Raw genomic sequence first — 22548 nt, forward strand, 5'->3', positions numbered from 1 at the left:
CCGGGCGGTTACCGACCTTGGGCCACGGGCAGACGTCGAGGTATGGGCTGGACGCACGACTACGGTGACACGACAGCACGCAACCGCCGCTCGGCCGCCGGGCAGGGCTCCCGCGAGGGGGTCGGACCGCCGGACCCGGGCGGTGCGCACGCCGCGCGGGGGGTGGGGATCTCGCGCATCCTCCGCCGCCGGGCCCGCTGGGTCTCGGCCCGGCTCAGGCATCCCCGCGACACCCCGTAACAGCACCTCCGACAGCACCCTGAAGCGCCGCGGGCGCCCGTCGCCACCAGCGGCCGGGCGCCCGTTGCGGGGGTCGCAGCGGGCCTACAGCGCGCAGGCCTGGGTGTCGACCTGCTGGTTCGCGGTCCTGCCGAGCTCGATGTCCTCGCGGATCTCGTCGACGGTCAGGGCGTAGCCGGTGTTCACGTCGTCGAGGGAGCGGGCGAAGATCACGCCGGACACCTCGCCGTCGACGGTGAGGAGCGGGCCGCCGGAGTTGCCCTGGCGGACCGTCGTGTACAGCGAGTACACGTCCCTGCGCACCTCGCCCCGGCGGTAGATGTCGGGTCCGTCCGCGTTGATACGGCCGCGCACACGCGCCGAGCGCACGTCGTACGAGCCGTTCTCCGGGAATCCGGCGACGATCGCGCTGTCGCCGCTGCGGGCGTCCTCGTCGGTGAAGGTCAGCGGCGTGGCCCTGAGGTCCGGCACGTCCAGGACGGCGATGTCGCGCTGCCAGTCGTAGAGGACGACCTTGGCGTCGTAGAGCCTGCCCTCGCCGCCTATCTGGACGGTCGGCTCGTCGACGCCGCCGACGACGTGGGCGTTGGTCATGATGCGGCGGTCGGCGAAGACGAATCCGGTGCCTTCGAGGACCTTGCCGCAGCTCTGCGCGGTGCCGACGACCTTCACGATGGAGCGCTGGGCGCGGGCGGCGACCGGACTCTGGGCGAGCGCCGGGTCGGGGGGCATGACCGGGGTGATCGGCTCGTTGGCGAAGGGGCTGAAGACCGGCGGGAAGCCGCTGCGGGCCAGGGTGGAGCTGAAGTCGTCGAACCAGCGGGACGCCTGATCGGGCATCACCTGCTCGACGCCGAGCAGCACCTTGGAGTTCCGTACCTCCTTGCCCAGGGTGGGCATGGTGGTGCGGGCGAGGCCCGAGCCGATCAGCCAGGCCACGAGCAGCATCGCGACGACGTTGACCAGGGCGCCGCCGGTGGCGTCGAGGGCGCGGGCGGGCGACCAGGTGATGTGGCGGCGCAGCTTGTTGCCCAGGTGGGTGGTGAAGGCCTGGCCGACGGAGGCGCAGACGATGACCACCATCACGAAGACGACCGTCGCCGTGGTGGAGACCTCGCTGTTGTCGGTGAGCTGGTCCCAGAGGATCGGCAGCAGCAGTACGGCGACGAGGCCGCCGCCGAGGAAGCCGATCACCGACAGGATGCCGACCACGAAACCCTGGCGGTAACCGATGATCGCGAACCAGACGGCGGCGAGCAGCAACAAGATGTCCAGCACGTTCACCGTCAATTGCCTCGCAGATTCGTTTCCGGTCGCCGGGGATCAGCCAGTCCGCCGGGGTTCAGCCTGTCATGAGCGCCAGTCGAGCGGGACCTGCTTGGACCGGTCCCAGGGGCGTTCCCAGCCGGAGAAATGCAGCAGTCTGTCGATCACTCCGGCTGTAAAACCCCAGACCAGAGCGGATGCGACCAGGAATGCGGGGCCCTGGTGGCCGCTCGGATGGACCGCGGTCGCGCGGTTCGCCGGATCCGTGAGATCTGCCACGGGCACGGTGAAGACCCGGGCGGTCTCACCGGGGTCGACGACCCCGACGGGGCTGGGGGCGCGCCACCAGCCGAGGACCGGGGTGACGACGAAGCCGCTGACCGGGATGTAGAGCTGGGGAAGGACGGCGAAGAGCTGGACGCCGGCCGGGTCGAGCCCGGTCTCCTCCTGGGCCTCGCGCAGGGCGGCGCGCAGCAGCCCGCCGTCCGACGGTTCGCCGTCCTCGGGGTCGAGGGCGCCGCCGGGGAAGGAGGGCTGTCCCGCGTGCGAGCGGAGGCTGCCGGCCCGCTCCATGAGCAGCAGCTCGGGGCCGCGGTCGCCCTCGCCGAAGAGGACGAGGACGGCGGACTGCCGCCCGGCGCCGCTCGCGGGCGGCAGGAAGCGGCTCAGCTGCTCGGGCTCGACCGTGCGGGCGGCCCGGACGACGGGCCCGAGCCAGTCGGGCAGGCCGTCCCTGCTGAGCAGCCCGCCGGTGCCGGGCCCGTGGATCTCTTCGTCAGTGCGCGTCATAGGCACCCCCGAGTTTCACAACGCGATCGATGTACGGGTTCGTTCCCTCTGGAGCTCTTGCGGGTGTCCGGGGAACAGGTCTCAGCCGCCGCTCGCGCCGAGTGGGGGCGCCGGGCGGCCCGGGTAGCCGGGCGGCGGGTCGAGCCGCTGGCCGGGGAAGCCGCCCATCTCGTACTTGAGCAGCTTCTTCGCCTTCTCGGGGTCGGTCTCGCCCTCCCCGTACGACGGGCAGAGGTGGGTGATCGGGCAGGCGCCGCAGGCCGGCTTGCGGGCGTGGCAGATGCGGCGGCCGTGGAAGATCACCCGGTGCGAGAGCATCGTCCACTCGCTCTTCGGGAAGATCGTGGCGACCTCGGCCTCGATCTTCACGGGGTCGTCGGACTCGGTCCACCGCCAGCGCCGGACGAGCCGCATGAAATGGGTGTCGACGGTGATGCCGGGGACCCCGAAGGCGTTGCCCAGGACGACGAAGGCGGTCTTGCGGCCGACGCCGGGGAGCTTGACGAGGTCTTCGAGGCGGCCGGGGACCTCGCCGCCGAAGTCGTCCCGGAGGGCGGCCGCGAGACCCATGATCGACTTGGTCTTGGCGCGGAAGAAGCCGGTGGGGCGGATGAGCTCCTCGACCTCCTCGGGCACGGCGGCGGCGAGGTCCTCGGGCGTGGGGTACTTCGCGAAGAGGGCCGGGGTGGTCTGGTTGACCCGGAGGTCGGTGGTCTGCGCCGAGAGGACCGTGGCGACGAGCAGCTCGAAGGGGTTGCGGAAGTCGAGCTCCGGATGGGCGTACGGGAAGACCTCGGCGAGCTCGCGGTTGATCCTGCGGGCCCGGCGGACCATCGCGAGCCGCGACTCGGGCTTCGCGGGCCTGGCGGGCTTCGCGGGCTTGGTGGCCTTCGCGGGCTTGGTGGCCTTCGCGGGCTTCACGGCCTTCACGGGCTCGGTGGCCTTCATGGGCTTCACGGGCTTGGCAGCCTTGGCCGCTTTGGCGGAGTTCGCGGGCTCCACCGGCTCGGCGGGCTTCCGATTTGCGGCTTTCGCCCGTTTCGACACGCCGTGTTCGCCCACAGCGGAATTACCTTCGGCCGACACTCTTTCAGCCCCCTTGGCCTGCGCTCTCACCGGCGAGTTGGACACCCGGCCAGCCTAGGGGCCACCACCGACATCCGCCCCGGGCATGGCCGATCAGCGCCCAATCGGGCCCCTGACGTACGGACGAGCGACTCGGTACGTCAAACTTGTTGTGATTGATCGCACGGTTTTGTACGTCCGGCATCATGGGACGCAGGTCCCTGAGCAGGTCGACAGTATGGAGAGAACTCGTGGACGACGTTCTGCGGCGCGCCCCGCTCTTCGCGGCGCTCGATGACGAGCAGGCTGCCGAGCTGCGCGCCTCGATGAGTGAGGCGACGCTCGCCCGTGGCGACGCGCTCTTCCACGAGGGCGACCCCGGCGACCGCCTGTACGTGGTCACCGAGGGCAAGGTGAAGCTGCACCGCACCTCCCCCGACGGCCGGGAGAACATGCTGGCCGTCCTCGGCCCCGGCGAGCTGATCGGCGAGCTGTCGCTCTTCGACCCGGGCCCGCGCACCGCCACCGCGACCGCGCTGACCGAGGTCAAGCTGCTCGGCCTGGGCCACGGCGACCTCCAGCCCTGGCTGAACGCCCGCCCCGAGGTGGCCACCGCGCTGCTGCGCGCCGTCGCCCGCCGGCTGCGCAAGACCAACGACCAGATGTCCGACCTGGTCTTCTCCGACGTCCCGGGCCGTGTCGCCCGCGCGCTCCTCGACCTGTCGCGCCGCTTCGGCGTGCAGTCGGAGGAGGGCATCCACGTCGTCCACGACCTCACCCAGGAGGAGCTGGCCCAGCTGGTCGGCGCCTCCCGCGAGACGGTCAACAAGGCGCTCGCCGACTTCGCCCAGCGCGGCTGGCTGCGCCTGGAGGCCCGCGCCGTGATCCTGCTGGACGTGGAGCGCCTCGCGAAGCGCTCGCGGTAGGCATCCCCGTACGCGAGCGAGCGGTAAGCATCCTCGTACGAGAAAGGGCCGCCCCGGCCGACAGGCCGGGGCGGCCCTTTCTCGTACGCCTACGGGCTCGCCGTCAGCGCTTCGAGCCGTCCACGATCACCGGCGCCGAGGAGCCGTTCGCGCAGGGCACGGTGTAGATCGGGTTCTTCGCCGCGGCCTCCTTGAACGCGTCGATGCACTGGTTCATCAGGACCCGGTCCGTCAGCGAGTCGTTGAGGATCTTGTTGGCGCGGGCGATGCCCTCCGCCTCGATCCGGCGCCGGTCGGCCTCGGCCTTGGCCGTCCGGGCGGCCTCGGTGGCGCGCTCGGTGGCCTGCTGCTGCTGGATCTTGCGGTCGATCTGGCCCTGGAGCGCGTCCGAGGGCTTCACGTTGCGCAGGTTGACCGTGGTCACGTCGATCCCGCGCGGGACCAGGCGCTCCTTGATCAGGACGCCGATCTCGGCGTTGATCTTCTCGCGGTCGGAGGCGTACCCCTGCTCGCTGCTGTAGCGGGCGAAGACGTTACGGACGATCTCCCGGCTGTCGGGGTAGACGAGGCGCTGCTGGATGGAGTCCTCGCTGCCCGCGAGCTTGTAGAGCTCCACGGCCTTGGTCGGGACGACGGCCCACTTCACCGTCACCTCGACGTACATGACACCGCCCTGCGAGGAGCGGACCTCGACCACGTCCTTGTCGGAGAGGTTGAGGTCGACCGGGCGGGTCGAGAAGGTCGTGACGTCGGTGAAGGGCGACTTCACGTGCATGCCGGAGGTCATGGGCGAGCCGACCTTGCCGAAGGCGACCGGCACACCGACCTCGTACGCGCTGATCACGTACGTCATGCTCACGATGAGCGAGAACACGCCGGCCAGGACCGCGCCGAGGGCGCCGAACTTCAGCCCCTTGGAGTCGTTGGCTCGGCCGACGAAAAAGAGCACCACTGCGGCTATGACCAGCAGGATGGCGATGACGAACACGGGCGTTCCCCCCGAAAGCTACGGCCAGAAGTAAGCGGAGCGTAAAGCACAGGTCAAGACGACCGACGCGCCGGGGGTCCCGCTCGGTTCCGGATCGTGACGACTCCGCCCCACGACTCAGACCAGACCGCGCTCCCTCAGGTACTCCAGCTGCGCCCGTACGGACAGCTCGGCCGCCGGCCACAGCGAGCGGTCCACGTCCGCGTACACCTGGGCGACGACCTCCGCGGCCGTCCGGTGGCCGCTCTCGACCGCCGTCTCCACCTGGGCCAGCCGGCTCGCCCGGTGCGCCAGATAGAACTCCACGGCCCCCTGCGCGTCCTCCAGGACCGGTCCGTGCCCCGGCAGGACCGTGTGCACCCCGTCGTCGACGGTGAGCGAGCGCAGCCGCCGCAGCGAGTCCAGGTAGTCGCCGAGGCGCCCGTCCGGATGGGCCACCATCGTCGTCCCGCGCCCCAGGATCGTGTCGCCCGTCAGGACGGCCCGGTCGGCCGGCAGGTGGAAGGAGAGCGAGTCGGAGGTGTGGCCGGGCGTCGGGACGACCCGCAGCTCCAGACCGCCGACGGCCACCACGTCCCCCGCGCCGAGCCCCTCGTCGCCGAGCCGCAGCGCCGGGTCGAGGGCCCGTACGGCCGTCCCGGTCAGCTCGGCGAAGAGCCCGGCGCCCTCGGCGTGGTCCGGGTGTCCGTGGGTCAGCAGCGTGAGCGCGACCCGCTTGCCGAGCTTCTCGGCGGTGTCGATCACATGGCGCAGATGGCTCTCGTCGAGCGGCCCCGGGTCGACGACGACGGCGAGGTCGGAGCCGGGCTCGGAGAGCAGCCAGGTGTTCGTGCCGTCGAGGGTCATCGCGGACGGGTTCGGCGCGAGGACGTTCACGGCACGGTCGGTCGCGGGACCGGAGGTCACGAGTCCGCGCGGCTGGCCCGGCAGGGCGGCGGCGTCGCTCATCGGTCGCCTCCCATCGGGATGATCTTGGTGAACTCCTCGTGGCCCGGCCAGCTCAGGACCAGCTCGTCGCCGTCCAGGCGCGCCTGCGCCAGCACGGGGGTCATGTCCTGCTCCCGCGCCCCCGCGAGGGCCTCGGCGGCCGTGCCGTACGGCTCCAGGGTGCGCAGGGTCGAGATCGTCGGCGGCATCATCGTCAGCTCGCCCCGGTCGTAGCCGGCCGCGGCCTCCGCCGGGCGGATCCAGACGGTCCGGTCGGCCTCCGTGGAGGCGTTGCGGGTGCGCTGCCCGGCCGGCAGGGCGGCCACGAAGAACCAGGTGTCGTACCGGCGCTGCTCGAACTCCGGCGTGATCCAGCGGGCCCAGGCGCCGAGCAGGTCGGAGCGGACGACGAGCCCGCGCCGGTCCAGGAAGTCGGCGAAGGACAGCTCGCGGGCGACGAGCGCCTCCCGGTCCCGCTCCCAGTCCGCGCCCGTCGTGTCGCCGACGACCGCGTCCTCGGTCTCCCCGGCGAGCAGGACGCCCGCCTCCTCGTACGTCTCGCGTACGGCGGCGCAGACCACGGCCTGGGCCTGCGCGGGGTCGTCGAGGCCGAGCCGGGCCGCCCAGGTCTCCAGCGAAGGCCCCGCCCAGCGCACCGGGTGCTCGTCGCGCGGGTCGACCCCGCCGCCGGGGTAGGCGTACGCGCCGCCCGCGAAGGCCATCGAGGCGCGGCGGCGCAGCATGTGGACGTCGGGCCCGGCGGCCCCGTCCCTCAGCAACAGGACGGTGGCGGCGCGGCGCGGGGTCACCGGGGTGAGCTCACCGGCGGCGAGGGCGCGGATGCGGTCGGGCCACTCGGGCGGGTACCACTGACCATTCGACATGGCCGGATGCTATGCGCAAGTACTTGAATGCACGAGAGCCGGTTCTCGCCGCGTGGACCCTTGCGGGCCCGCGCGGAAGAACCGGCTCTGTGGCGCGTACGGAAGGCCGCACGGCGGAGTCGTACGGAAGGTCGTATAGCCGAGTCGTACGGAAGGTCGTACAGCCGAGTCGTACGGAAGGTCGTACGACGGAGGGTCGGGCCTCGGCTCAGGCCTCGACGAGCTCGACCTGGACCTCGACCTCGACCGGGGCGTCGAGCGGCAGCACGGTCACGCCGACGGCGCTGCGCGCGTGCACGCCCTTGTCGCCGAGGACCGCGCCCAGCAGCTCGCTGGCGCCGTTGATGACGCCCGGCTGCCCGGTGAAGTCGGAGGCGGAGGCGACGAAGCCGACGACCTTCACGACCCGCTTGATCCGGTCGAGGTCACCGGCGACCGACTTCACGGCCGCGAGGGCGTTCAGCGCGCAGGTGGCGGCGAGCTTCTTGGCCTCCTCGGCGGTGACCTCGGCGCCGACCTTGCCGGTCAGCTGGAGTTCGCCGCCCACCATCGGGAGCTGGCCCGAGGTGTAGACGTAGACGCCCGACTGCACGGCCGGCTGATAGGCGGCCAGCGGCGGCACCACGGCGGGCAGGGTCAGGCCGAGTTCGGCGAGCTTCGCCTCGACGGCCCCGCTCACGACTTGGCCCGCTTCAGGTAGGCCACGAGCTGCTCGGGGTTGTTCGGCCCGGGCACGACCTGGACGAGCTCCCAGCCGTCCTCGCCCCAGGTGTCCAGAATCTGCTTGGTCGCGTGCACCAGAAGCGGCACCGTGACGTACTCCCACTTGGTCATGGGCCCGACTGTATCCGCTGACGCGGGGCGGCTCTCCGAGGCTGCCCTGAAGCCGCCCCCCGGGGGGCTTCTCCGGGCGGCCTCCTGATTGGGCGCGGCCGCCAGTGGTTAGGCTCGACAGCGTGAGCAGGCTCCAGGTCGTCAGCGGCAAGGGCGGTACCGGTAAGACGACGGTCGCCGCCGCCCTCGCGCTCGCCCTCGCGACGGAGGGCAAGCGCACCCTTCTCGTCGAGGTCGAAGGCAGACAGGGCATCGCACAGCTCTTCGAGACGGAGGCCCTTCCGTACGAGGAACGCAAGATCGCCGTCGCCCCGGGCGGCGGGGAGGTGTACGCGCTGGCGATCGACGCCGAGCGCGCGCTCCTCGACTACCTCCAGATGTTCTACAAACTGGGCACCGCGGGGCGGGCCCTGAAGAAGCTCGGCGCGATCGACTTCGCGACGACGATAGCGCCGGGCGTACGGGACGTCCTGCTGACCGGCAAGGCGTGCGAGGCGGTCCGTCGGCGCGAGAAGCACGGCGGCCACACCTACGACCACGTGGTCATGGACGCGCCGCCCACCGGCCGCATCACCCGCTTCCTCAACGTCAACGACGAGGTGGCCGGCCTGGCGAGGATCGGCCCCATACACAACCAGGCACAGGCCGTCATGCGGGTCCTCAAGTCCCCCGAGACGGCCGTGCACCTGGTGACCCTCCTGGAGGAGATGCCGGTCCAGGAGACCGCGGACGGCATCGCGGAGCTCCGCGCGGCCGAACTGCCGGTGGGGCGGGTCGTGGTGAACATGGTCCGGCCGCACGTCCTCGACGAGGCGGCGGTACGGGCCGCCTCCGGCGACCACCGGGACGCGATCGCCAGGACGCTGGCCTCCGTGGGCGTCGCGGGCGGTACGACGCTCGTCGAGCCGCTCCTCGACCAGGCGTCCGAGCACGCCCGGCGGGTGGAGCTGGAGCGGGCGCAGCGGGCGGTCCTCGACGACATCGGCGTCCCCTCGTACGAGCTCCCGTTCCTGGGGGACGGGGCGGACATCGCGGGGCTCTACCGGCTGGCGAAGGAACTGCGGAAGCAAGGGGTGGGCGCGTGACGGAGAAGTCCCCGGGCCGCGGCACGGCCCCGGCCCCGGACGGTCGCGCCACGGACCGGGCCCCCGACGGCCTCGACGCGGACCGGGCCCGCGACGGCCTCGACGTGGACCGGGCCCGCGACGGCCTCGACGTGGACTCCGAGGCGCACGGGCTCGACGCCGTTCCCGTGCTCGAACTCGACCCGCTGATCGACGACCTCGGCACCCGCATCATCGTCTGCTGCGGCGCGGGCGGGGTCGGCAAGACGACGACGGCGGCGGCGCTCGGCGTGCGGGCGGCGGAGCGCGGCCGCCGGGTCGTCGTCCTCACCATCGACCCGGCCCGCCGTCTCGCCCAGTCGATGGGCATCGACTCCCTCGACAACACCCCGCGCAAGGTCGACGGAATCAAGGGCTCCGACGGCGGCGAACTGCACGCGATGATGCTGGACATGAAGCGGACCTTCGACGAGATCGTCGAGGCGCACGCGGAGCCCGACCGGGCGCGGGCGATCCTGGAGAACCCCTTCTACCAGTCTCTTTCGGCCGGATTCGCCGGTACGCAGGAGTACATGGCGATGGAGAAGCTGGGGCAGCTCCGGGCGCGCGACGAGTGGGACCTGATCGTCGTGGACACCCCGCCGTCCCGCTCCGCGCTGGACTTCCTGGACGCGCCGAAGCGGCTCGGGTCGTTCCTCGACGGGAAGTTCATCAAGCTGCTCATGGCGCCGGCGAAGGTGGGCGGCCGGGCCGGGATGAAGTTCCTGAACGTCGGCATGTCGATGATGACGGGGACCCTCGGCAAGCTGCTGGGGGGTCAGTTCCTCAAGGACGTGCAGACGTTCGTCGCGGCGATGGACACGATGTTCGGCGGGTTCCGGACCCGCGCCGACGCCACGTACAAGCTGCTCCAGGCCCCGGGCACGGCGTTCCTCGTGGTGGCCACGCCGGAGCGGGACGCGCTGCGGGAGGCCGCGTACTTCGTGGAGCGGCTGGCCGCCGAGGAGATGCCGCTGGCGGGTCTCGTCCTCAACCGCGTGCATGGCAGCGCCGCCGCCCGGCTTTCGGCCGAGCGGGCGCGGGCCGCGGCGGAAAATCTTGACGAGGGGCGCATTGTGGATCAGGGGGCCGGGAAGACTGAGCGAAGTGGCTCCCCGGCCACCGAGCCCGAGCCGTCAGACCTCGCCACCGCCGCCACCACCGCACCTCCCGTACCCCAGGCTGCCCCCACAGCCGACCCGGCACAGGAATCAGCTGGAGACGACACAGAGCACGGAGACGACACAGACGACGTACGACATCTCACCGCGGGACTTCTGCGCCTGCATGCCGAGCGCATGCGGGTGCTCGCGCGTGAGCAGCGCACGCGTGACCGCTTCACCGCGCTTCACCCCGAGGTGGCGGTGACCGAAGTGGCGGCCCTGCCCGGCGATGTGCACGACCTCGCCGGGCTGCGGGCCATCGGCGACCGGCTCACGGCCGGGCGGTAACCCTCGTCCTACGGACCCCTGTCGAGGCCAGACCCCTCAAGGCCGACCCGTCGCGGCCCGGCCACTCGAGGCCGTCCTGTCGGGCCCGGCCACTCGAGGCCGACCCGTCGAGGCCCGGTCCGCCGGGCCTAGCCGACCGCGGCGTACGCCTCGTACGTCGCGTCGTCCTCGATCGCCACGGGCAGCAGGCCCGCTCCCCGCTCGTACTCCGTGCGCGCGGTCTCAAGGAGCCGGCGCCACGAGGTGACGGTCGGCCTGCGGCGCAGCAGGGCGCGGCGCTCGCGCTCCGTCATGCCGCCCCACACGCCGAACTCCACGCGGTTGTCGAGGGCGTCGGCGAGGCACTCGGTCCGCACCGGGCATCCGGTGCACACCGCCTTTGCCCTGTTCTGTGCCGCTCCCTGTACGAAAAGTTCATCCGGATCGGTAGTGCGGCAGGCCGCCTGCGCACTCCAGTCAGCTACCCAGCCCATACCGGCGCCGTCCTCTCCCGAATCGAGGCTCCCCCACGGCGGCAGCGGCATATTCACCGCTGCCAGTTGGGACGTTACGGAAGGTGGGCACAGCGCAACACCCCCTTCGGGCCCAATCTTGGATGGCCCGAACGGACTATGCGTGCGCGTCAGATCACCCAGGGGAGTGATCGAAGGACATGCGTGTGATAGCGGACATATCACCTGGATACGCCCTTCTTCGACGGTGCCACTTCGGGCACCGTGTGACGCATGAGCCGGAATCGGACACGAGGTCCCCATGCTTCGGGGTCACGGGGATTCATGCCGAAGTCACACCCGGGTCTTGATGCCAGACCACACTGCTGTGACAGTTGGGAGCAGCTTAGGCCAAGGCATATACGTGTGTCCGGCGAATGAGAACGTAGGCTGCCCCCATGGCAAAGAAGCGCTCCGGCGGTGGTCTGACCGGGACCCAGCAGGCCGCCAAGTTCCTCGGTGTCAGTGTGCTCGCGGGAGCCGTGCTGGCGGGCATCGCCCTGCCCGCGGCCGGCGCACTGGGCCTGGCCGCGAAGGGCACGGTGGAGGGGTTCGACGAGATCCCCTCCAACCTGAAGACCCCACCGCTGAGTCAGCGCACCAAGATCCTCGACTCCGAGGGCGGTCTGATCGCCACGGTGTACTCGCGGGACCGGACGGTCGTCCCGCTCGACAAGATCTCCCCGTACATGCAGAAGGCGATCGTCGCGATCGAGGACGGCCGCTTCTACGAGCACGGGGCGATCGACCTCAAGGGCGTGCTGCGCGCGATCAACCGCAACGCGCAGTCGGGCGGGGTCTCGCAGGGCGCGTCCACCCTCACCCAGCAGTACGTGAAGAACGTCTTCGTCGAGGAGGCCGGTGACGACCCCGAGAAGGTCGCGCAGGCCACCCAGCAGACCATCGGCCGCAAGGTCCGCGAGCTGAAGTACGCGATCCAGGTCGAGGAGGAGCTGGGCAAGAAGAAGATCCTGGAGAACTACCTCAACATCACGTTCTTCGGGCAGCAGGCGTACGGCATCGAGGCCGCCTCCCAGCGGTACTTCTCCAAGCACGCCGCCGACCTGAGCCTCGGCGAGGCGGCGATGATGGCCGGTCTCGTCCAGTCGCCCAGCCGCTACGACCCGATCAACGACATCCAGGAAGCCACCAAGCGCCGCAACGTGGTCCTCCAGCGGATGGCCGACGTGAAGGACATCAGCCAGGCCGAGGCGGACAAGGCGAAGGCCTCTCCGCTCAAGCTGAAGGTCAAGACCCCGAAGAACGGCTGCATCACCGCCGTCGACGGCGCCGGCTTCTTCTGCGACTACGTCCGCAAGACGATCCTCAGCGACCCGGTCTTCGGCAAGAGCGCCGAGGAGCGGACGAAGCTGTGGAACCTGGGCGGTCTCACCGTCAAGACCACGCTCGACCCGCGCGCGCAGGCCGCCGCCAACGAGGCCGCCGTCGCGAAGATCAACAAGGACGACCCGGTCGCCGCCTCGGTCGTGCAGGTCCAGCCCGGCACCGGCAAGATCCTCTCGATGGGCCAGTCCCGCCCGTACGGCCTGGACCAGAAGCAGCACCAGACGACGCTGAACCTCGCCGTCGGCAGCAAGATGGGCGGCACGACGTACGGCTTCCAGGTCGGCTCGACCTTCAAGCCGATCACGGCCGCGGCGGCGCTCGAGAAGGGCCTGAGCCCCGCCCAGAGCTTCGACACCCCGGCGCAGATCAACATCCCGGAGAGCGACTACACCCGTTGCGACGGCAAGCCGGCGGGGTACGCGAACTGGGAGGTGAACAACGAGGTCACGTCGGAGAAGGGCATGTACGACATGACCAGCGCCCTCGGTAAGTCCATCAACACGTACTTCGCCAAGCTGGAGCAGATGGCCGGCCTGTGCGAGACGCTGACGATGGCGAAGAACGTCGGCTACGAGCGCGAGCTGGGCAAGCCCATCAAGCAGAGCCCCTCGGCCACCCTCGGCAGTGTGGAGAGCACCCCGCTCGACATGGCGACCGTCTACGCGACCTTCGCCAACCGCGGCATGCACTGCACCCCGATCGCCATCGAGTCCGTCAAGGCCGCCAACGGCGACAAGCTCAACGTGCCGGACACCAAGTGCACCCGCGCGATGAGCGAGCGCACCTCCGACCTGATCAACCAGATGCTGAAGGGCGTCGTCGAGGACGGCACGGGCACCAAGGCCGGCCTCAGCGACCGCGACAACGCGGGCAAGACCGGTACGACCAACGACCGCAAGGACGCCTGGTTCGTCGGCTACACCCCGAACCTCTCCACCGCCGTCTGGGTCGGTGACGACGTCGGCGAGAAGCAGTCGATGTACCGCATCACCATCGGCGGCGAGTACTACGACAAGGTCTGTGGCGGCTGCCTCCCCGGCCCCATCTGGAAGATCGCGATGACCGGGGCCCTCAACGCCTCCGAGACGCCGGGCTTCGCCCCCATCTCCGTACCGCGGGCCCAGAAGCCCAAGGACCCGGAGGAGGGTGACGAGGGCCCGAACAAGCCGAACAAGCCCCGTAAGCCGGGCGACGGCAAGCCGGGCGGCGCCAAGCCCCCGAACAACACGTTCCCGCCCATCACGATCCCGCCGGACCTGCTGGGCGGCGGGAACGGCAACGGCGGCCGCGGAAACCGCTGACGTCGCGCAGGCGACAACCCTGACGTCACCCGGGCAACGGGAAGGGCGCCCCACCTCGGTGGGGCGCCCTTCCTCGTACCGCCTGCCGCGACTCCCGGAGGTCAGCCCGCGAGAAGCTTCTTCACGGAGGCGGCGACGCGGCCGCCGTCAGCCTGGCCGGCCACCTTCGGGTTCACGATCTTCATGACGGCGCCCATGGCGCGCGGGCCCTCGGCGCCCGCCGCCTTCGCCTCCGCGACGGCCGCCGCGACGATCCCGTCGATCTCCTCGTCGCTGAGCTGCTTCGGCAGGTACGCGTCGAGGAGGATCCCCTCCGCCTTCTCCCGCTCGGCCGACTCCAGGCGACCGCCCTGGGTGAAGGCCTCCGCGGCCTCGCGGCGCTTCTTCGCCTCCTTGGCGATCACCTTCTGCACCTCGTCGTCGGAGAGTTCGCGCTTGGTCTTGCCCGCGACCTCCTCCTTGGTGATCGCGGTGATGGTCAGCCGCAGGGTCGAGGAGCGCAGTTCGTCGCGCTCCCGGATCGCGGCGTTGAGGTCGGCCTGGAGCTTCGCCTTCAGCGTGGTCATGGGGTCAAGTGTGGCAGGTGTGGCGCCCCACCCGCCCGCGCATTTACGCCCGGAGGGTCTGCGACGATGGGGGGATGCGCGCACGGTACGGCATCCCCCTGAAGATCACGGCAGGCCTCACGGCGACGGCAGCCGCGGGAATCGTCTACGCGGCGGGCTTCGAGGCCCGCTCGTTCCGGCTCCGCCGTGTGACGGTCCCGGTGCTCCCGCCCGGCATGGCCGATCTGCGGGTCCTTCAGGTCTCCGACATCCACATGGTGAGCGGCCAGCGCAAGAAGCGCGCCTGGCTCCAGTCCCTCGCCGGGCTCCGCCCGGACTTCGTCGTCAACACCGGCGACAACCTCTCCGACCCGGAGGCGGTACCGGAGGTCCTGGACGCGCTCGGCCCGCTGATGGAGTTCCCGGGCGTGTACGTCTTCGGCTCCAACGACTACTACGGGCCCCGGCTCCGCAACCCCGGCCGCTACCTCCTTGAGAGGGCGCAGGGCCGGCACGGCCTCAACGGCAACAAGCCGGTCGTCGACGCCGTCCACAACCCGTGGGAGGACATCAAGGACGGCTTCGACGCGGCCGGCTGGGTGAACCTCACCAACACCCGCGGCCGGCTCAAGCTCCCGCAGGCGGACCTCGCGTTCACCGGCCTCGACGACCCGCACATCAAGCGCGACCGGTACGAGCGGGTGGCCGGCGGCCCCGACGAGTCGGCCGACTTCTCGGTGGGCGTGGTCCACGCCCCGTACCTGCGCGCGCTCGACGCCTTCACGGGCGACGGGTACGAGCTGCTCCTCGCCGGGCACACCCACGGCGGTCAGCTGTGCATCCCCTTCTACGGGGCGCTCGTCACCAACTGCGACCTGGACACCGACCGGGTGAAGGGCCTCTCCACCCACACGGTCGGCGACCGTACGTCCTACCTCCACGTCTCGGCGGGCTGCGGCACCAGCCGCTTCACCCCGGTCCGCTTCGCCTGCCCGCCCGAGGTCACCCTCCTCACGCTGACGGCCCGCGCCTGACCTCTGGCGGTGGGGCATGTCCACGCCGAACCACGACCGCGGCCCGGACCGCATCCGACCTGCGCCGCGACCGCCGGGAAACCGGATTTCGCCTCAGCGCGCGCGTGGGCTAAAGTAATCGATGTCGCCGCGACGTGAACAACAGAGCAGCGACATCGGGGTGTAGCGCAGCTTGGCAGCGCGCTTCGTTCGGGACGAAGAGGTCGTGGGTTCAAATCCCGCCACCCCGACAGCCGTAAGACCAGTTCAGGGGCCTGATCCGAGACATCGGATCAGGCCCCTGAGTGGTTTCCGGGGTCTCCCGGGGTCTCCGGAGTGTGTGCCTCGGTGGGCCGCCGCCCGTGGGGCGGGCGGCGGCCTCCGTGTCAGATGACCGGCGGGCGGCCCAGGCGGGTCATGTGGCGGACCGTGGACCAGCGCATGGGGTGGCGGGGGCCGCAGGAGTGGCGGACGCCCTCCGCGAAGCCGGCGAACCAGGACGCGAGGCCCGGCAGGGAGCGGGTGCGGGCCAGCGTGAGGAGGGTCCAGACGCCCAGGTAGACGGGGACGAGCAGGGCCGGCAGGTTGCGCTTGGCGAGCCAGACGCGGTTGCGGGCCGTCATCCGGTAGTAGACGGCGTGCCGGGCCGGGCTGGTCTTCGGGTGCTGGAGGAGGAGTTTCGGCTCGTAGACGACCTTCCAGCCCGCGTCGAGGGCGCGCCAGGCCATGTCCGTCTCCTCGTGGGTGAAGAAGAAGTCCTCCGGCCAGCCGCCGATCTCGTCGAGCATCACCATCGACAGGCCGTGGCCGCCGCCCAGGAAGGTCGTGACCTCCCCGCCGCGCATCGGGTCCTTCGCCCCGAGGCGCGGGACGTGGCGGCGCTGCGTCTCGCCCGTCTCGTCGGCGATGCGGAACGACACGACGCCCAGGGCGTCGTCCCCCTCGTACAGGTCGGCCAGGCGGCGGAAGACGTCCGTGTCGACGAGCAGGCCGTCGTCGTCGAGGTCCACCACCACGTCGACGTCGCCGAACGCGCGCAGTGTCTCGATCGCAACGTTCCGGCCCCCGGAAACGCCCCGGTTCTCCGGCAGTTCGACCCCGGTCACGCCCTCGGGGAGCTCCGGCAGGGTCCCGGTGCCGTTGCCGACGACCACGATCCGGGTGGCGGCCTCGTCCTGCGCCGCCACGGCGTCGAGCAGCGCCCGCAGCTCGTCGGGGCGCGTGCCCATCGTCAGTACCGCCACACCCACGCGAGGTCGCGCCACGACTCTCTCCGTTCCACGATCACCGGCGTCCGCCGGCACTCATTTCCGGACTCACTCCGGTCCGCGATGCTAACCGGCCGATGCCACCTTCCGTTCACCCGAGCCTCGGTTGTCGTCCATGGCCCCGCCCGTATCACCGGAGCGGGGGTGCCGGACGTGGGCTTCTTCACGGGGGTCGGCGGACGCCCCGGGGGGAGCGCGGCGAACGGCGTCGCCCGGCGGCTCTACGCTGGTTCCCTTCCGTCAAGTTGATCGATCGTCGAAGGGGTGGTCTCCAGGTGCTGGTCGCGGACCGATATCGGCTTCATGTGTGTATCGGCCGGGGCGGTATGGGCGAGGTGTGGCAGGCCACCGACGAGGTGCTCGGCCGGGACGTCGCCGTGAAGCTGATGCTGGCGCACGGGACCGACCCCTCCGCCGCCGACCGGTTCCGGCTGGAGGCGCAGACCGCCGCCCGGCTGAGCCACCCGCACGTGGTGGGCGTCTTCGACTTCGGCACCTGGGACGGAAAGCTGTTCCTCGTCATGGAGTTGGTGGAGGGCGACAGCCTGGCCGGCAGTCCGTCCGATCCGCTGCTGCTGCCCGCCGAGCGGGTCGCCGTGGTCGCCGCGCACGCCGCCGCCGGGCTCGCCGCCGCGCACCGGCAGGGTGTCGTGCACCGGGACATCAAGCCGGGGAACCTCCTGGTCGACGCCGACGGGACGGTGAAGCTCGCCGACTTCGGCATCGCCCGCTTCTTCGACGACCCCTCGGCGGCGCTCACCACGACGGGGCAGATCGTCGGCACGGGGCTCTACCTCGCCCCCGAGCGGGCCCTCGGGCAGCCCGCCTCGCCCGCCTCCGACGTGTACTCGCTCGGCTGCGTGCTCTACCAACTCCTCACCGGACGCCCGCCGTTCCGCGCGGACACCGCCACGGCCCTGCTGTACCAGCACATCGACACCGCTCCGGTGCCGCCCGGCCGGCTCGGAGTGGCGCTGCCGCCCGAGTTCGAGACGTATCTGCTGAGCCTGCTGGCCAAGCAGCCGGAGCAGCGGCCGCCGGCGCAGGCCATCGCGGACTGGTTCTCCTCCGGTGCCTGGCGCGCCTATGCCGCGCACGCCCCGGCGCAGCCCGCGCGGCACACCCCGCACCGCACCACCGGCCTCCCGGCGGGCGCCGCCACCCGCTCCGCGCCGATGCCGGGAACCGGTCAGATGCCCGGAGCCGGTCAGATGCCGGGGGCAGGACACATACCGGGGGCCGCCCCGATGCCCGGTGCCGCGCCCCTGCCCGTACCGGCGCCGATGCCCGGGCAGGCCCGCAGACCCGCGCCCGCGCAGGCGCACAGACCCCCGTCCGCCGGGGCGCCCGCCTCCCGGCGGCGCGAGCGGCCGGGCAGCAGCACGGGCGGGCTCGCGGAGCTCTCCCGGCGCCGTCCCCGCAAGACGGCGGCCGTCGCCGGCGCCATCGCCTTCGTGGTCTTCCTGATCATCGGGATGGCCTGGCTCTCCTGACCCGCGGCTCCCGTACGGCCTCGGTGGCACCGGGGCCTCTCAGTACGGCCTCGGCGCCATCACCTGCGGCTCCCCGTCCGCCGTCGCGAGCAGCAGGCAGCGCGGTTCGCCCGGCCCCGTGGAGGCCCGTACGGTCACCGTCGTCGGCGGCTCGGTCGGCAGCTCGACCGGGACCGTGACCGGCCCGTCGTCCTTGATGGCGGCATGGCCCGTCTCCTTGCCGTCGACGAGGATCTCGACGACGGACCTGTGCCCGGTCTGGACGGTCGCGGAGACCGAGTGCCCGAGGTGGTCGATGTGGAAGTGGTGCCGTCGGCTCATGGGTGACCTCCGTACCTCAAGAGTAGGTACGGACCCCCGATCCCGCCGCTCCCGCGGTCCCCGGTACGGATCACGGCCGGAGTGCGGCCCCACCCGCCCGGTGTTCAGATGGACCGGTACGCCGATCAGCGCCCCCGCGGAACGGAGCACCCCGATGACCGAGCGCCGGCCTCAGCGGCTCGCCCAGACGAGTGCCCCGAGCAGGATCAGGGTCCCCAGGATCCCGAGGTTGACCACCTTGTACTGGAGGAAGACCGCGGCGAACTCGCGCATGGTCGCCGACGGCCAGAAGTAGGCGGCGGTCGGCGAGCCCACCACCTGGCCGTTCACGCCCGCGCGGCGGGCCAGGATGGCGGCCCGGAAGGCGTGGAAGTTGTTGGTGACGATCACGCACGAGGAGCCCGGCCGGTCCCGCTCCATCAGCTCCTTGCTGAAGATCATGTTCTCTTCCGTGGTGCGCGAGCGGTCCTCGCGCACCAGCGCGCCCGGCGGGAAGCCGCGCTCGACGAGGTAGTCGGCCATCGCGTGGGACTCGGGCACCTCCTCGTCGGGGCCGCGGCCGCCCGAGGTGATGAGGACGGGGGCGTCGCCGGCGCCCCGCTCGTGCGCGGCCAGCCTCTCGTGCACCTCGCGCCCCCGGTCCAGGCGGCTCGCGAGGAGCGGCGGCACCCGGCGGCCGCCGATCAGGCCGGAGCCGAGCACGACGACGTAGTCGGCGTCGCGGCGGATCCTCATCCGGCCGTACAGGAACGCGTAGCCGATGAAGCAGACGAAGAGGAAGGAGACGTAGCCGAGGACGAGGAGGAGGGTGACGACGAGTATCTGCAGGGCCCACGAGTCGGTGGCGGCGGCCGTCACCGCCAGGACCATCACGCCGAACATGCCGAGCCCGGCGAGGAGCGAGAGCAGGTTGGACGGGCGCCTGCCCTCCTTGCGGACCATCTTCACGCCGTTCGCGGTGAGCAGCCCCGCGAGGACGACCGGGCCGAGGCCGAGCACCAGCAGCCCACCGATCATCACCGTCTCGGCGACGCCGGGCGGAGCGTCCTCGATCCCGGCGAGCAGCCCGATCCCGAAGAAGGTGACGGCGAGGCCGAGGTGCACGGCATTGCCGAAACGGCGCCGGTCCCGTCGTACACCGAGCGCGAAGAACAGCAGGAAGACCGCGGCGACGGCGAAGGCGTACGACATGACGGCATCGTAGGCAGACCTCAGGCCTCCCCCGCCAGGGTGAACAGGCCGCGCCGTGCGCCCTCTTCGTAGGCGTACCGGAGTTCCCGGCCGCCGAGCAGCAGCCGGAGCGCCCGCTCGCTCCGGGCCCGGGTCACCACGCAGAACTCCGCCGGCCGGTACGAGGTGTCGAAGACCGAGCTCCGCAACAGGTCCACCGCGCCCAGCAGATGGGCCGCCGCGTCCCGTCTGCCCGCCGACACCCGGATCTGGGCGAGGAGTTCCGCCGCACCGGCCGCGCCCGCCGCCGACCCCATGCGCAGATGCTCCCGGAGCGCCCACCGGGCGTGCTCGGCGGCCCGTTCCAGATCCCCGTCCCACGCCGCGAGCTCGGCGCGGGCGACGTACGACCAGGCCTCGGCGTACATGTCACGGCCCACCCACGACCACCGGCTCTCGCGGTCCAGGTCGGCCTGGTCGAGGGCCTCCTGCGCGGCCTCCGGGTCGGTACGGCACAGGGCGAGCGCGATACCCGCCCAGCACGCGTGCCGGGTCGGGCCGAACTCCGGGTACTCCCCCATCAGCGCGAGGGCCTCCCGGAACTCGTCCGCCGCCGCGCGCGTGCGCCCCTGATAGAGCGCGGTCGAGCCCCGCAGATGGGCGAGGAGCCCCAGGGCTCCGTCGTCCCCGTCCCGTACGGCCGCCGCCCAGGCCCGGACGAGCAGCGGATCGGCCTCCTCCGGGCGGCCCGCCTCCAGCTCCAGGAACGCGGCGAGCCACAGGGCGCGGGCCGTCGGCTCCCCGCCGAGCAGGGCGAGGGCGTGCCGCAGCCGGGTCCGGCCCTCGGCGACCCGCCCGCAGACCACCCACAGGAACCACAGCGAGACGGCGATCTCGACGGCGGTGCCCGCCTCGTCGTCCCGCGCGTGCGGCGCGGTCGTCGGGTCCATGGCGGCGGCCAGGTCGGGGAGTTCGCGCAGGGCGAGGTCGCGGGCGTCGAGCTGCCGGCCGCTCTGCCACCAGTCGGCGGCCCGCCGGGCGAGCTTCACGCACCACCGCCGGTGCCGCAGGACGAGGTCCGGGCGGTCGCCGCGTTCGGTGAGCCGGCGGGCGCCCACGGCCCGCATCGGGTGCGGCATCCAGTAGCGGGGGACGTCGTCCTCGCCGGCGAACAGGTCGTCGACGGGAAGGAGGGCGAGCGGCATGAGCCGGTCGAGGACGGCGAGGATCGTCCCCGGGGGCAGCGTCCACGACGCGCACACCTCGTGGACGGCGTCCCGGCCGAAGGCCCCCTCGAAGACGGACAGCCGCTCCCACAGGAGCCGTTCGGCGGGCCCGCAGCGGGCGTAGCCGCGCTCGGCGGCGGCCAGCTGGTCGGCGCTCACCGGCTCGCCCCACAGCAGCCGCTCCTCGGTCACAGGCCCGCCCCACGACGACGGTTCCTCGCCCCCCGGCCCGCCCCACGACGACCACTCCTGGCCCACCGGCCCGCCCCACGACGACCACTCCTGGCCCACCGGCCCGCCCCAGAACGTCCGCTCCGCGGTCTCGGGTGGATCCTCGAACCCCATGCGCATCGCCCCCGTCCTCTCCCCGTGTGTGACTTGTGCCCGACTCGATGGCGGACGACCGCCGTTGCGGCTTGAATGCTTTTGCCTCGGTTCACCATGCTGGGGCGCCCCGGAACCCACACCCACGGTTTGCCGGGGATCGACCAGGGAGGGAAATGACGACCGGGGAATCCGTCCTGGGAGAGGCGGATCTTTCGCTGATCCACGCACTGCAGATGGCCCCGCGCGCCAGCTGGACCCAGCTCTCGGCCGTGCTGGGGTCGAGTCCTGACACCCTCGCCCGGCGCTGGGAGCACCTCACGGCCGGGGGGTACGCCTGGAGTTCGCTGCTCGCCGCCCGCCACGGCTCGGACGAGATGCTCTACGCCTGGGTCGAGCTGGAGTGCGCCGCGGGCACCTCCGAGGCCATCGCCACCGAGGTCGCGGGCGATCAGCACACCCTCGGCGTCCACCAGGTGACCGGTGACGCCGACCTCGTCCTGCTGGTGATCAGCCCCGACCTGTACGCCCTCGACGGCTATCTCGCCGGACGCGTGCGGCGGCTGCCCGGGGTGCTCCGGTGCCGCACCCAGGTCGTCACCCGGATGCACAACCGCCCGTACCGGTCCCGGATCGAGCAGCTCACCCCGGGTCAGGTCCAGCTCCTCACGGAACTCACGGGCGGGGACCGGCGGCCACGCGCGCACGTGCGTCCCTTTCCGAACCTCACGGAACTCGACCTCCGGCTGATCGCGGAACTGTCGGGTGACGCCCGCCGCAGCGCCGCCGAACTGGCCCGGCAGTGCGGTACGAGCGAGTCGACGGTACGGCGGAGGCTGGACGTCCTGTCGGCGGGCGGCGCCCTCCACCACCACTGTCTGCCGGCCCCGAGGTTCTCCGGGCGTCCGATGTGGGCGATGGTCACCACCGACGTACCGCCCCTTGAGGTGCCGGCGACGGTGGCGGCGCTCGCCCGGCTGCCCCAGACCCGCCTGGTCACCTCGGTCACGGGGCCGCACAACCTGGCCGTCGCGATGTGGCTCCGCACGGTCGACGAACTGCACGAGGTCACGTCCGCGTTCGTACGGGCCGCCCCGGCGCTGCGGATAGCGGGCACCGCGCTCGCGCTGCGCACCCACAAGATCGGGGCACAGGTCCTCGGCCCCGACGGGCGGCGGATGCACCACATCCGCCCCGACACCCCCTGACACTCCCGTCCGGGCGTGGTCTGATGGTCGGCATGGAGTTCGCCGTGTTCGTGACGCTGCCCGGTCTGGTCATCCTGCTGACCGTGATCGCGTTCGCCGACCAGATCCTGCGCATGACCGGGCGCGGGAAGCGCCGCGGGCAGATCTCCTCGACCGGCTTCGAGCAGCTGCACGCCACGTTCTCGCAGGGCAAGCAGAACGAGCTCAAGGAGCGTCAGAGCGCCCTGGTGCTGCGTGACGACGAGGAGGACGGCGCCCCGCCGCACCACTCGACGGTGGACCTCACGGGCGGGCGCGCGGTCATCCGGCTTCCGTGAGCCGCCGGACACCCGCTCGGACGGCCGGGCGGGTCGCCTGGGTCGAGTACG

Annotated in this window: 23 protein-coding genes and 1 tRNA gene; 10 read left to right on the forward strand and 14 right to left on the reverse strand. The window is 71.7% G+C overall.

Features of this window, described 5'->3' with window-relative positions:
* The first annotated feature begins 42 nt into the window (after positions 1–42).
* Positions 43–240 carry a hypothetical protein gene (locus tag E0F75_RS07575; protein ID WP_229312579.1) on the forward strand — a complete coding sequence of 66 codons (198 nt, stop codon included), beginning with the start codon at positions 43–45 and terminating at the stop codon, positions 238–240.
* Between the two features lie 84 nt (positions 241–324).
* On the opposite strand, the gene E0F75_RS07580 is transcribed toward E0F75_RS07575, so the two are convergent.
* From E0F75_RS07580 to nth, 3 genes are all read right to left on the reverse strand, one after another.
* Entirely contained in the window at positions 325–1524 is a 1200-nt protein-coding gene (locus tag E0F75_RS07580; protein WP_187621743.1) for a MarP family serine protease, read from the reverse strand.
* 66 nt (positions 1525–1590) lie between these two features.
* Positions 1591–2295 carry a CoA pyrophosphatase gene (locus E0F75_RS07585; protein ID WP_187621744.1) on the reverse strand — a complete coding sequence of 235 codons (705 nt, stop codon included), beginning with the start codon at positions 2293–2295 and terminating at the stop codon, positions 1591–1593.
* An 81-nt stretch (positions 2296–2376) separates the two neighbouring features.
* Complete coding sequence (gene nth / locus E0F75_RS07590) at positions 2377–3426, reverse strand: endonuclease III (RefSeq protein WP_229312580.1); 1050 nt, start codon at positions 3424–3426, stop codon at positions 2377–2379.
* Positions 3427–3611: 185 nt separating this feature from the next.
* Between nth and E0F75_RS07595 the strand changes: the two genes are divergently transcribed.
* Positions 3612–4286: a Crp/Fnr family transcriptional regulator gene (locus E0F75_RS07595; RefSeq protein WP_015034542.1), complete on the forward strand. Its 675-nt coding sequence runs from the start codon at positions 3612–3614 to the stop codon at positions 4284–4286.
* Between the two features lie 103 nt (positions 4287–4389).
* Here the strand turns inward: E0F75_RS07595 and E0F75_RS07600 are convergent, their stop codons facing one another.
* From E0F75_RS07600 to E0F75_RS07620, 5 genes are all read right to left on the reverse strand, one after another.
* Positions 4390–5274 carry a prohibitin family protein gene (locus tag E0F75_RS07600; RefSeq protein ID WP_187621746.1) on the reverse strand — a complete coding sequence of 295 codons (885 nt, stop codon included), beginning with the start codon at positions 5272–5274 and terminating at the stop codon, positions 4390–4392.
* A 117-nt stretch (positions 5275–5391) separates the two neighbouring features.
* Positions 5392–6222 carry an MBL fold metallo-hydrolase gene (locus E0F75_RS07605; protein WP_187621747.1) on the reverse strand — a complete coding sequence of 277 codons (831 nt, stop codon included), beginning with the start codon at positions 6220–6222 and terminating at the stop codon, positions 5392–5394.
* Positions 6219–7085, reverse strand: a complete 867-nt coding sequence (locus E0F75_RS07610; protein ID WP_187621748.1) for an NUDIX hydrolase — start codon at positions 7083–7085, stop codon at positions 6219–6221. Before E0F75_RS07610 ends, E0F75_RS07605 begins: the two co-directional genes overlap by 4 nt.
* 208 nt (positions 7086–7293) lie before the next feature.
* On the reverse strand, positions 7294–7764 hold the full coding sequence (locus E0F75_RS07615; RefSeq protein WP_187621749.1) for a RidA family protein: 471 nt from the start codon (positions 7762–7764) through the stop codon (positions 7294–7296).
* Positions 7761–7919 carry a DUF4177 domain-containing protein gene (locus tag E0F75_RS07620; protein ID WP_015034547.1) on the reverse strand — a complete coding sequence of 53 codons (159 nt, stop codon included), beginning with the start codon at positions 7917–7919 and terminating at the stop codon, positions 7761–7763. The genes E0F75_RS07615 and E0F75_RS07620 overlap by 4 nt, the downstream gene beginning before the upstream one ends.
* A 122-nt stretch (positions 7920–8041) precedes the next feature.
* Here E0F75_RS07620 and E0F75_RS07625 point away from each other — a divergent pair, with 122 nt between their 5' ends.
* Both E0F75_RS07625 and E0F75_RS07630 read left to right on the forward strand, forming a co-directional pair.
* Complete coding sequence (locus E0F75_RS07625) at positions 8042–9004, forward strand: ArsA-related P-loop ATPase (RefSeq protein ID WP_187621750.1); 963 nt, start codon at positions 8042–8044, stop codon at positions 9002–9004.
* A gap of 131 nt (positions 9005–9135) precedes the next feature.
* A complete protein-coding gene (locus E0F75_RS07630; RefSeq protein ID WP_187622146.1) occupies positions 9136–10473 on the forward strand; it encodes an ArsA family ATPase in 1338 nt (445 codons plus the stop codon).
* A 128-nt stretch (positions 10474–10601) separates the two neighbouring features.
* Here the strand turns inward: E0F75_RS07630 and E0F75_RS07635 are convergent, their stop codons facing one another.
* Positions 10602–10946 (reverse strand): WhiB family transcriptional regulator, encoded by a 345-nt coding sequence (locus E0F75_RS07635; protein WP_015034550.1) that lies wholly within the window; start codon positions 10944–10946, stop codon positions 10602–10604.
* A 416-nt stretch (positions 10947–11362) separates the two neighbouring features.
* Here E0F75_RS07635 and E0F75_RS07640 point away from each other — a divergent pair, with 416 nt between their 5' ends.
* A complete protein-coding gene (locus E0F75_RS07640; RefSeq protein WP_187621751.1) occupies positions 11363–13612 on the forward strand; it encodes a transglycosylase domain-containing protein in 2250 nt (749 codons plus the stop codon).
* A 101-nt stretch (positions 13613–13713) separates the two neighbouring features.
* Here the strand turns inward: E0F75_RS07640 and E0F75_RS07645 are convergent, their stop codons facing one another.
* Complete coding sequence (locus E0F75_RS07645; protein WP_187621752.1) at positions 13714–14178, reverse strand: GatB/YqeY domain-containing protein; 465 nt, start codon at positions 14176–14178, stop codon at positions 13714–13716.
* Between the two features lie 74 nt (positions 14179–14252).
* Between E0F75_RS07645 and E0F75_RS07650 the strand changes: the two genes are divergently transcribed.
* Positions 14253–15191 carry a metallophosphoesterase gene (locus tag E0F75_RS07650; protein WP_187621753.1) on the forward strand — a complete coding sequence of 313 codons (939 nt, stop codon included), beginning with the start codon at positions 14253–14255 and terminating at the stop codon, positions 15189–15191.
* 156 nt (positions 15192–15347) lie between these two features.
* Positions 15348–15421: transfer RNA gene (locus E0F75_RS07655), tRNA-Pro, on the forward strand.
* 135 nt (positions 15422–15556) lie between these two features.
* Here E0F75_RS07655 and E0F75_RS07660 read toward each other — a convergent pair.
* Complete coding sequence (locus tag E0F75_RS07660; RefSeq protein WP_187621754.1) at positions 15557–16435, reverse strand: glycosyltransferase family 2 protein; 879 nt, start codon at positions 16433–16435, stop codon at positions 15557–15559.
* A gap of 278 nt (positions 16436–16713) precedes the next feature.
* On the opposite strand from E0F75_RS07660, the gene E0F75_RS07665 reads away from it, so the two are divergent.
* Positions 16714–17931, forward strand: a complete 1218-nt coding sequence (locus E0F75_RS07665; protein ID WP_187621755.1) for a serine/threonine-protein kinase — start codon at positions 16714–16716, stop codon at positions 17929–17931.
* 39 nt (positions 17932–17970) lie between these two features.
* On the opposite strand, the gene E0F75_RS07670 is transcribed toward E0F75_RS07665, so the two are convergent.
* From E0F75_RS07670 to E0F75_RS07680, 3 genes are all read right to left on the reverse strand, one after another.
* Positions 17971–18252 carry a hypothetical protein gene (locus tag E0F75_RS07670; protein ID WP_187621756.1) on the reverse strand — a complete coding sequence of 94 codons (282 nt, stop codon included), beginning with the start codon at positions 18250–18252 and terminating at the stop codon, positions 17971–17973.
* 171 nt (positions 18253–18423) lie between these two features.
* Entirely contained in the window at positions 18424–19443 is a 1020-nt protein-coding gene (locus tag E0F75_RS07675) for a YdcF family protein (RefSeq protein WP_187621757.1), read from the reverse strand.
* Positions 19444–19463: 20 nt separating this feature from the next.
* Positions 19464–20999, reverse strand: a complete 1536-nt coding sequence (locus E0F75_RS07680; RefSeq protein WP_229312581.1) for a tetratricopeptide repeat protein — start codon at positions 20997–20999, stop codon at positions 19464–19466.
* Positions 21000–21148: 149 nt separating this feature from the next.
* On the opposite strand from E0F75_RS07680, the gene E0F75_RS07685 reads away from it, so the two are divergent.
* Positions 21149–22180 carry an Lrp/AsnC family transcriptional regulator gene (locus E0F75_RS07685; RefSeq protein WP_187621758.1) on the forward strand — a complete coding sequence of 344 codons (1032 nt, stop codon included), beginning with the start codon at positions 21149–21151 and terminating at the stop codon, positions 22178–22180.
* 32 nt (positions 22181–22212) lie between these two features.
* Positions 22213–22497: a DUF6191 domain-containing protein gene (locus E0F75_RS07690; RefSeq protein ID WP_030323482.1), complete on the forward strand. Its 285-nt coding sequence runs from the start codon at positions 22213–22215 to the stop codon at positions 22495–22497.
* The last annotated feature ends 51 nt before the right edge of the window (positions 22498–22548 follow it).

It is taken from the genome of Streptomyces sp. CB02980 (genome assembly GCF_014451325.2).
GTDB lineage: Bacteria > Actinomycetota > Actinomycetes > Streptomycetales > Streptomycetaceae > Streptomyces.

Excerpts from the sequence above, each read along its gene's own strand:
- E0F75_RS07640 (WP_187621751.1), top strand. The coding sequence starts at position 11,363 with ATGGCAAAGAAGCGCTCCGGCGGTGGTCTGACCGGGACCCAGCAGGCC.
- E0F75_RS07670 (WP_187621756.1), bottom strand. The coding sequence starts at position 18,252 with ATGAGCCGACGGCACCACTTCCACATCGACCACCTCGGGCACTCGGTC.
- E0F75_RS07680 (WP_229312581.1), bottom strand. The coding sequence starts at position 20,999 with ATGCGCATGGGGTTCGAGGATCCACCCGAGACCGCGGAGCGGACGTTC.
- E0F75_RS07585 (WP_187621744.1), bottom strand. The coding sequence starts at position 2,295 with ATGACGCGCACTGACGAAGAGATCCACGGGCCCGGCACCGGCGGGCTG.
- E0F75_RS07650 (WP_187621753.1), top strand. The coding sequence starts at position 14,253 with ATGCGCGCACGGTACGGCATCCCCCTGAAGATCACGGCAGGCCTCACG.
- E0F75_RS07675 (WP_187621757.1), bottom strand. The coding sequence starts at position 19,443 with ATGTCGTACGCCTTCGCCGTCGCCGCGGTCTTCCTGCTGTTCTTCGCG.
- E0F75_RS07645 (WP_187621752.1), bottom strand. The coding sequence starts at position 14,178 with ATGACCACGCTGAAGGCGAAGCTCCAGGCCGACCTCAACGCCGCGATC.
- E0F75_RS07635 (WP_015034550.1), bottom strand. The coding sequence starts at position 10,946 with ATGGGCTGGGTAGCTGACTGGAGTGCGCAGGCGGCCTGCCGCACTACC.
- E0F75_RS07575 (WP_229312579.1), top strand. The coding sequence starts at position 43 with ATGGGCTGGACGCACGACTACGGTGACACGACAGCACGCAACCGCCGC.
- E0F75_RS07620 (WP_015034547.1), bottom strand. The coding sequence starts at position 7,919 with ATGACCAAGTGGGAGTACGTCACGGTGCCGCTTCTGGTGCACGCGACC.
- E0F75_RS07690 (WP_030323482.1), top strand. The coding sequence starts at position 22,213 with ATGGAGTTCGCCGTGTTCGTGACGCTGCCCGGTCTGGTCATCCTGCTG.
- E0F75_RS07685 (WP_187621758.1), top strand. The coding sequence starts at position 21,149 with ATGACGACCGGGGAATCCGTCCTGGGAGAGGCGGATCTTTCGCTGATC.
- E0F75_RS07605 (WP_187621747.1), bottom strand. The coding sequence starts at position 6,222 with ATGAGCGACGCCGCCGCCCTGCCGGGCCAGCCGCGCGGACTCGTGACC.
- E0F75_RS07610 (WP_187621748.1), bottom strand. The coding sequence starts at position 7,085 with ATGTCGAATGGTCAGTGGTACCCGCCCGAGTGGCCCGACCGCATCCGC.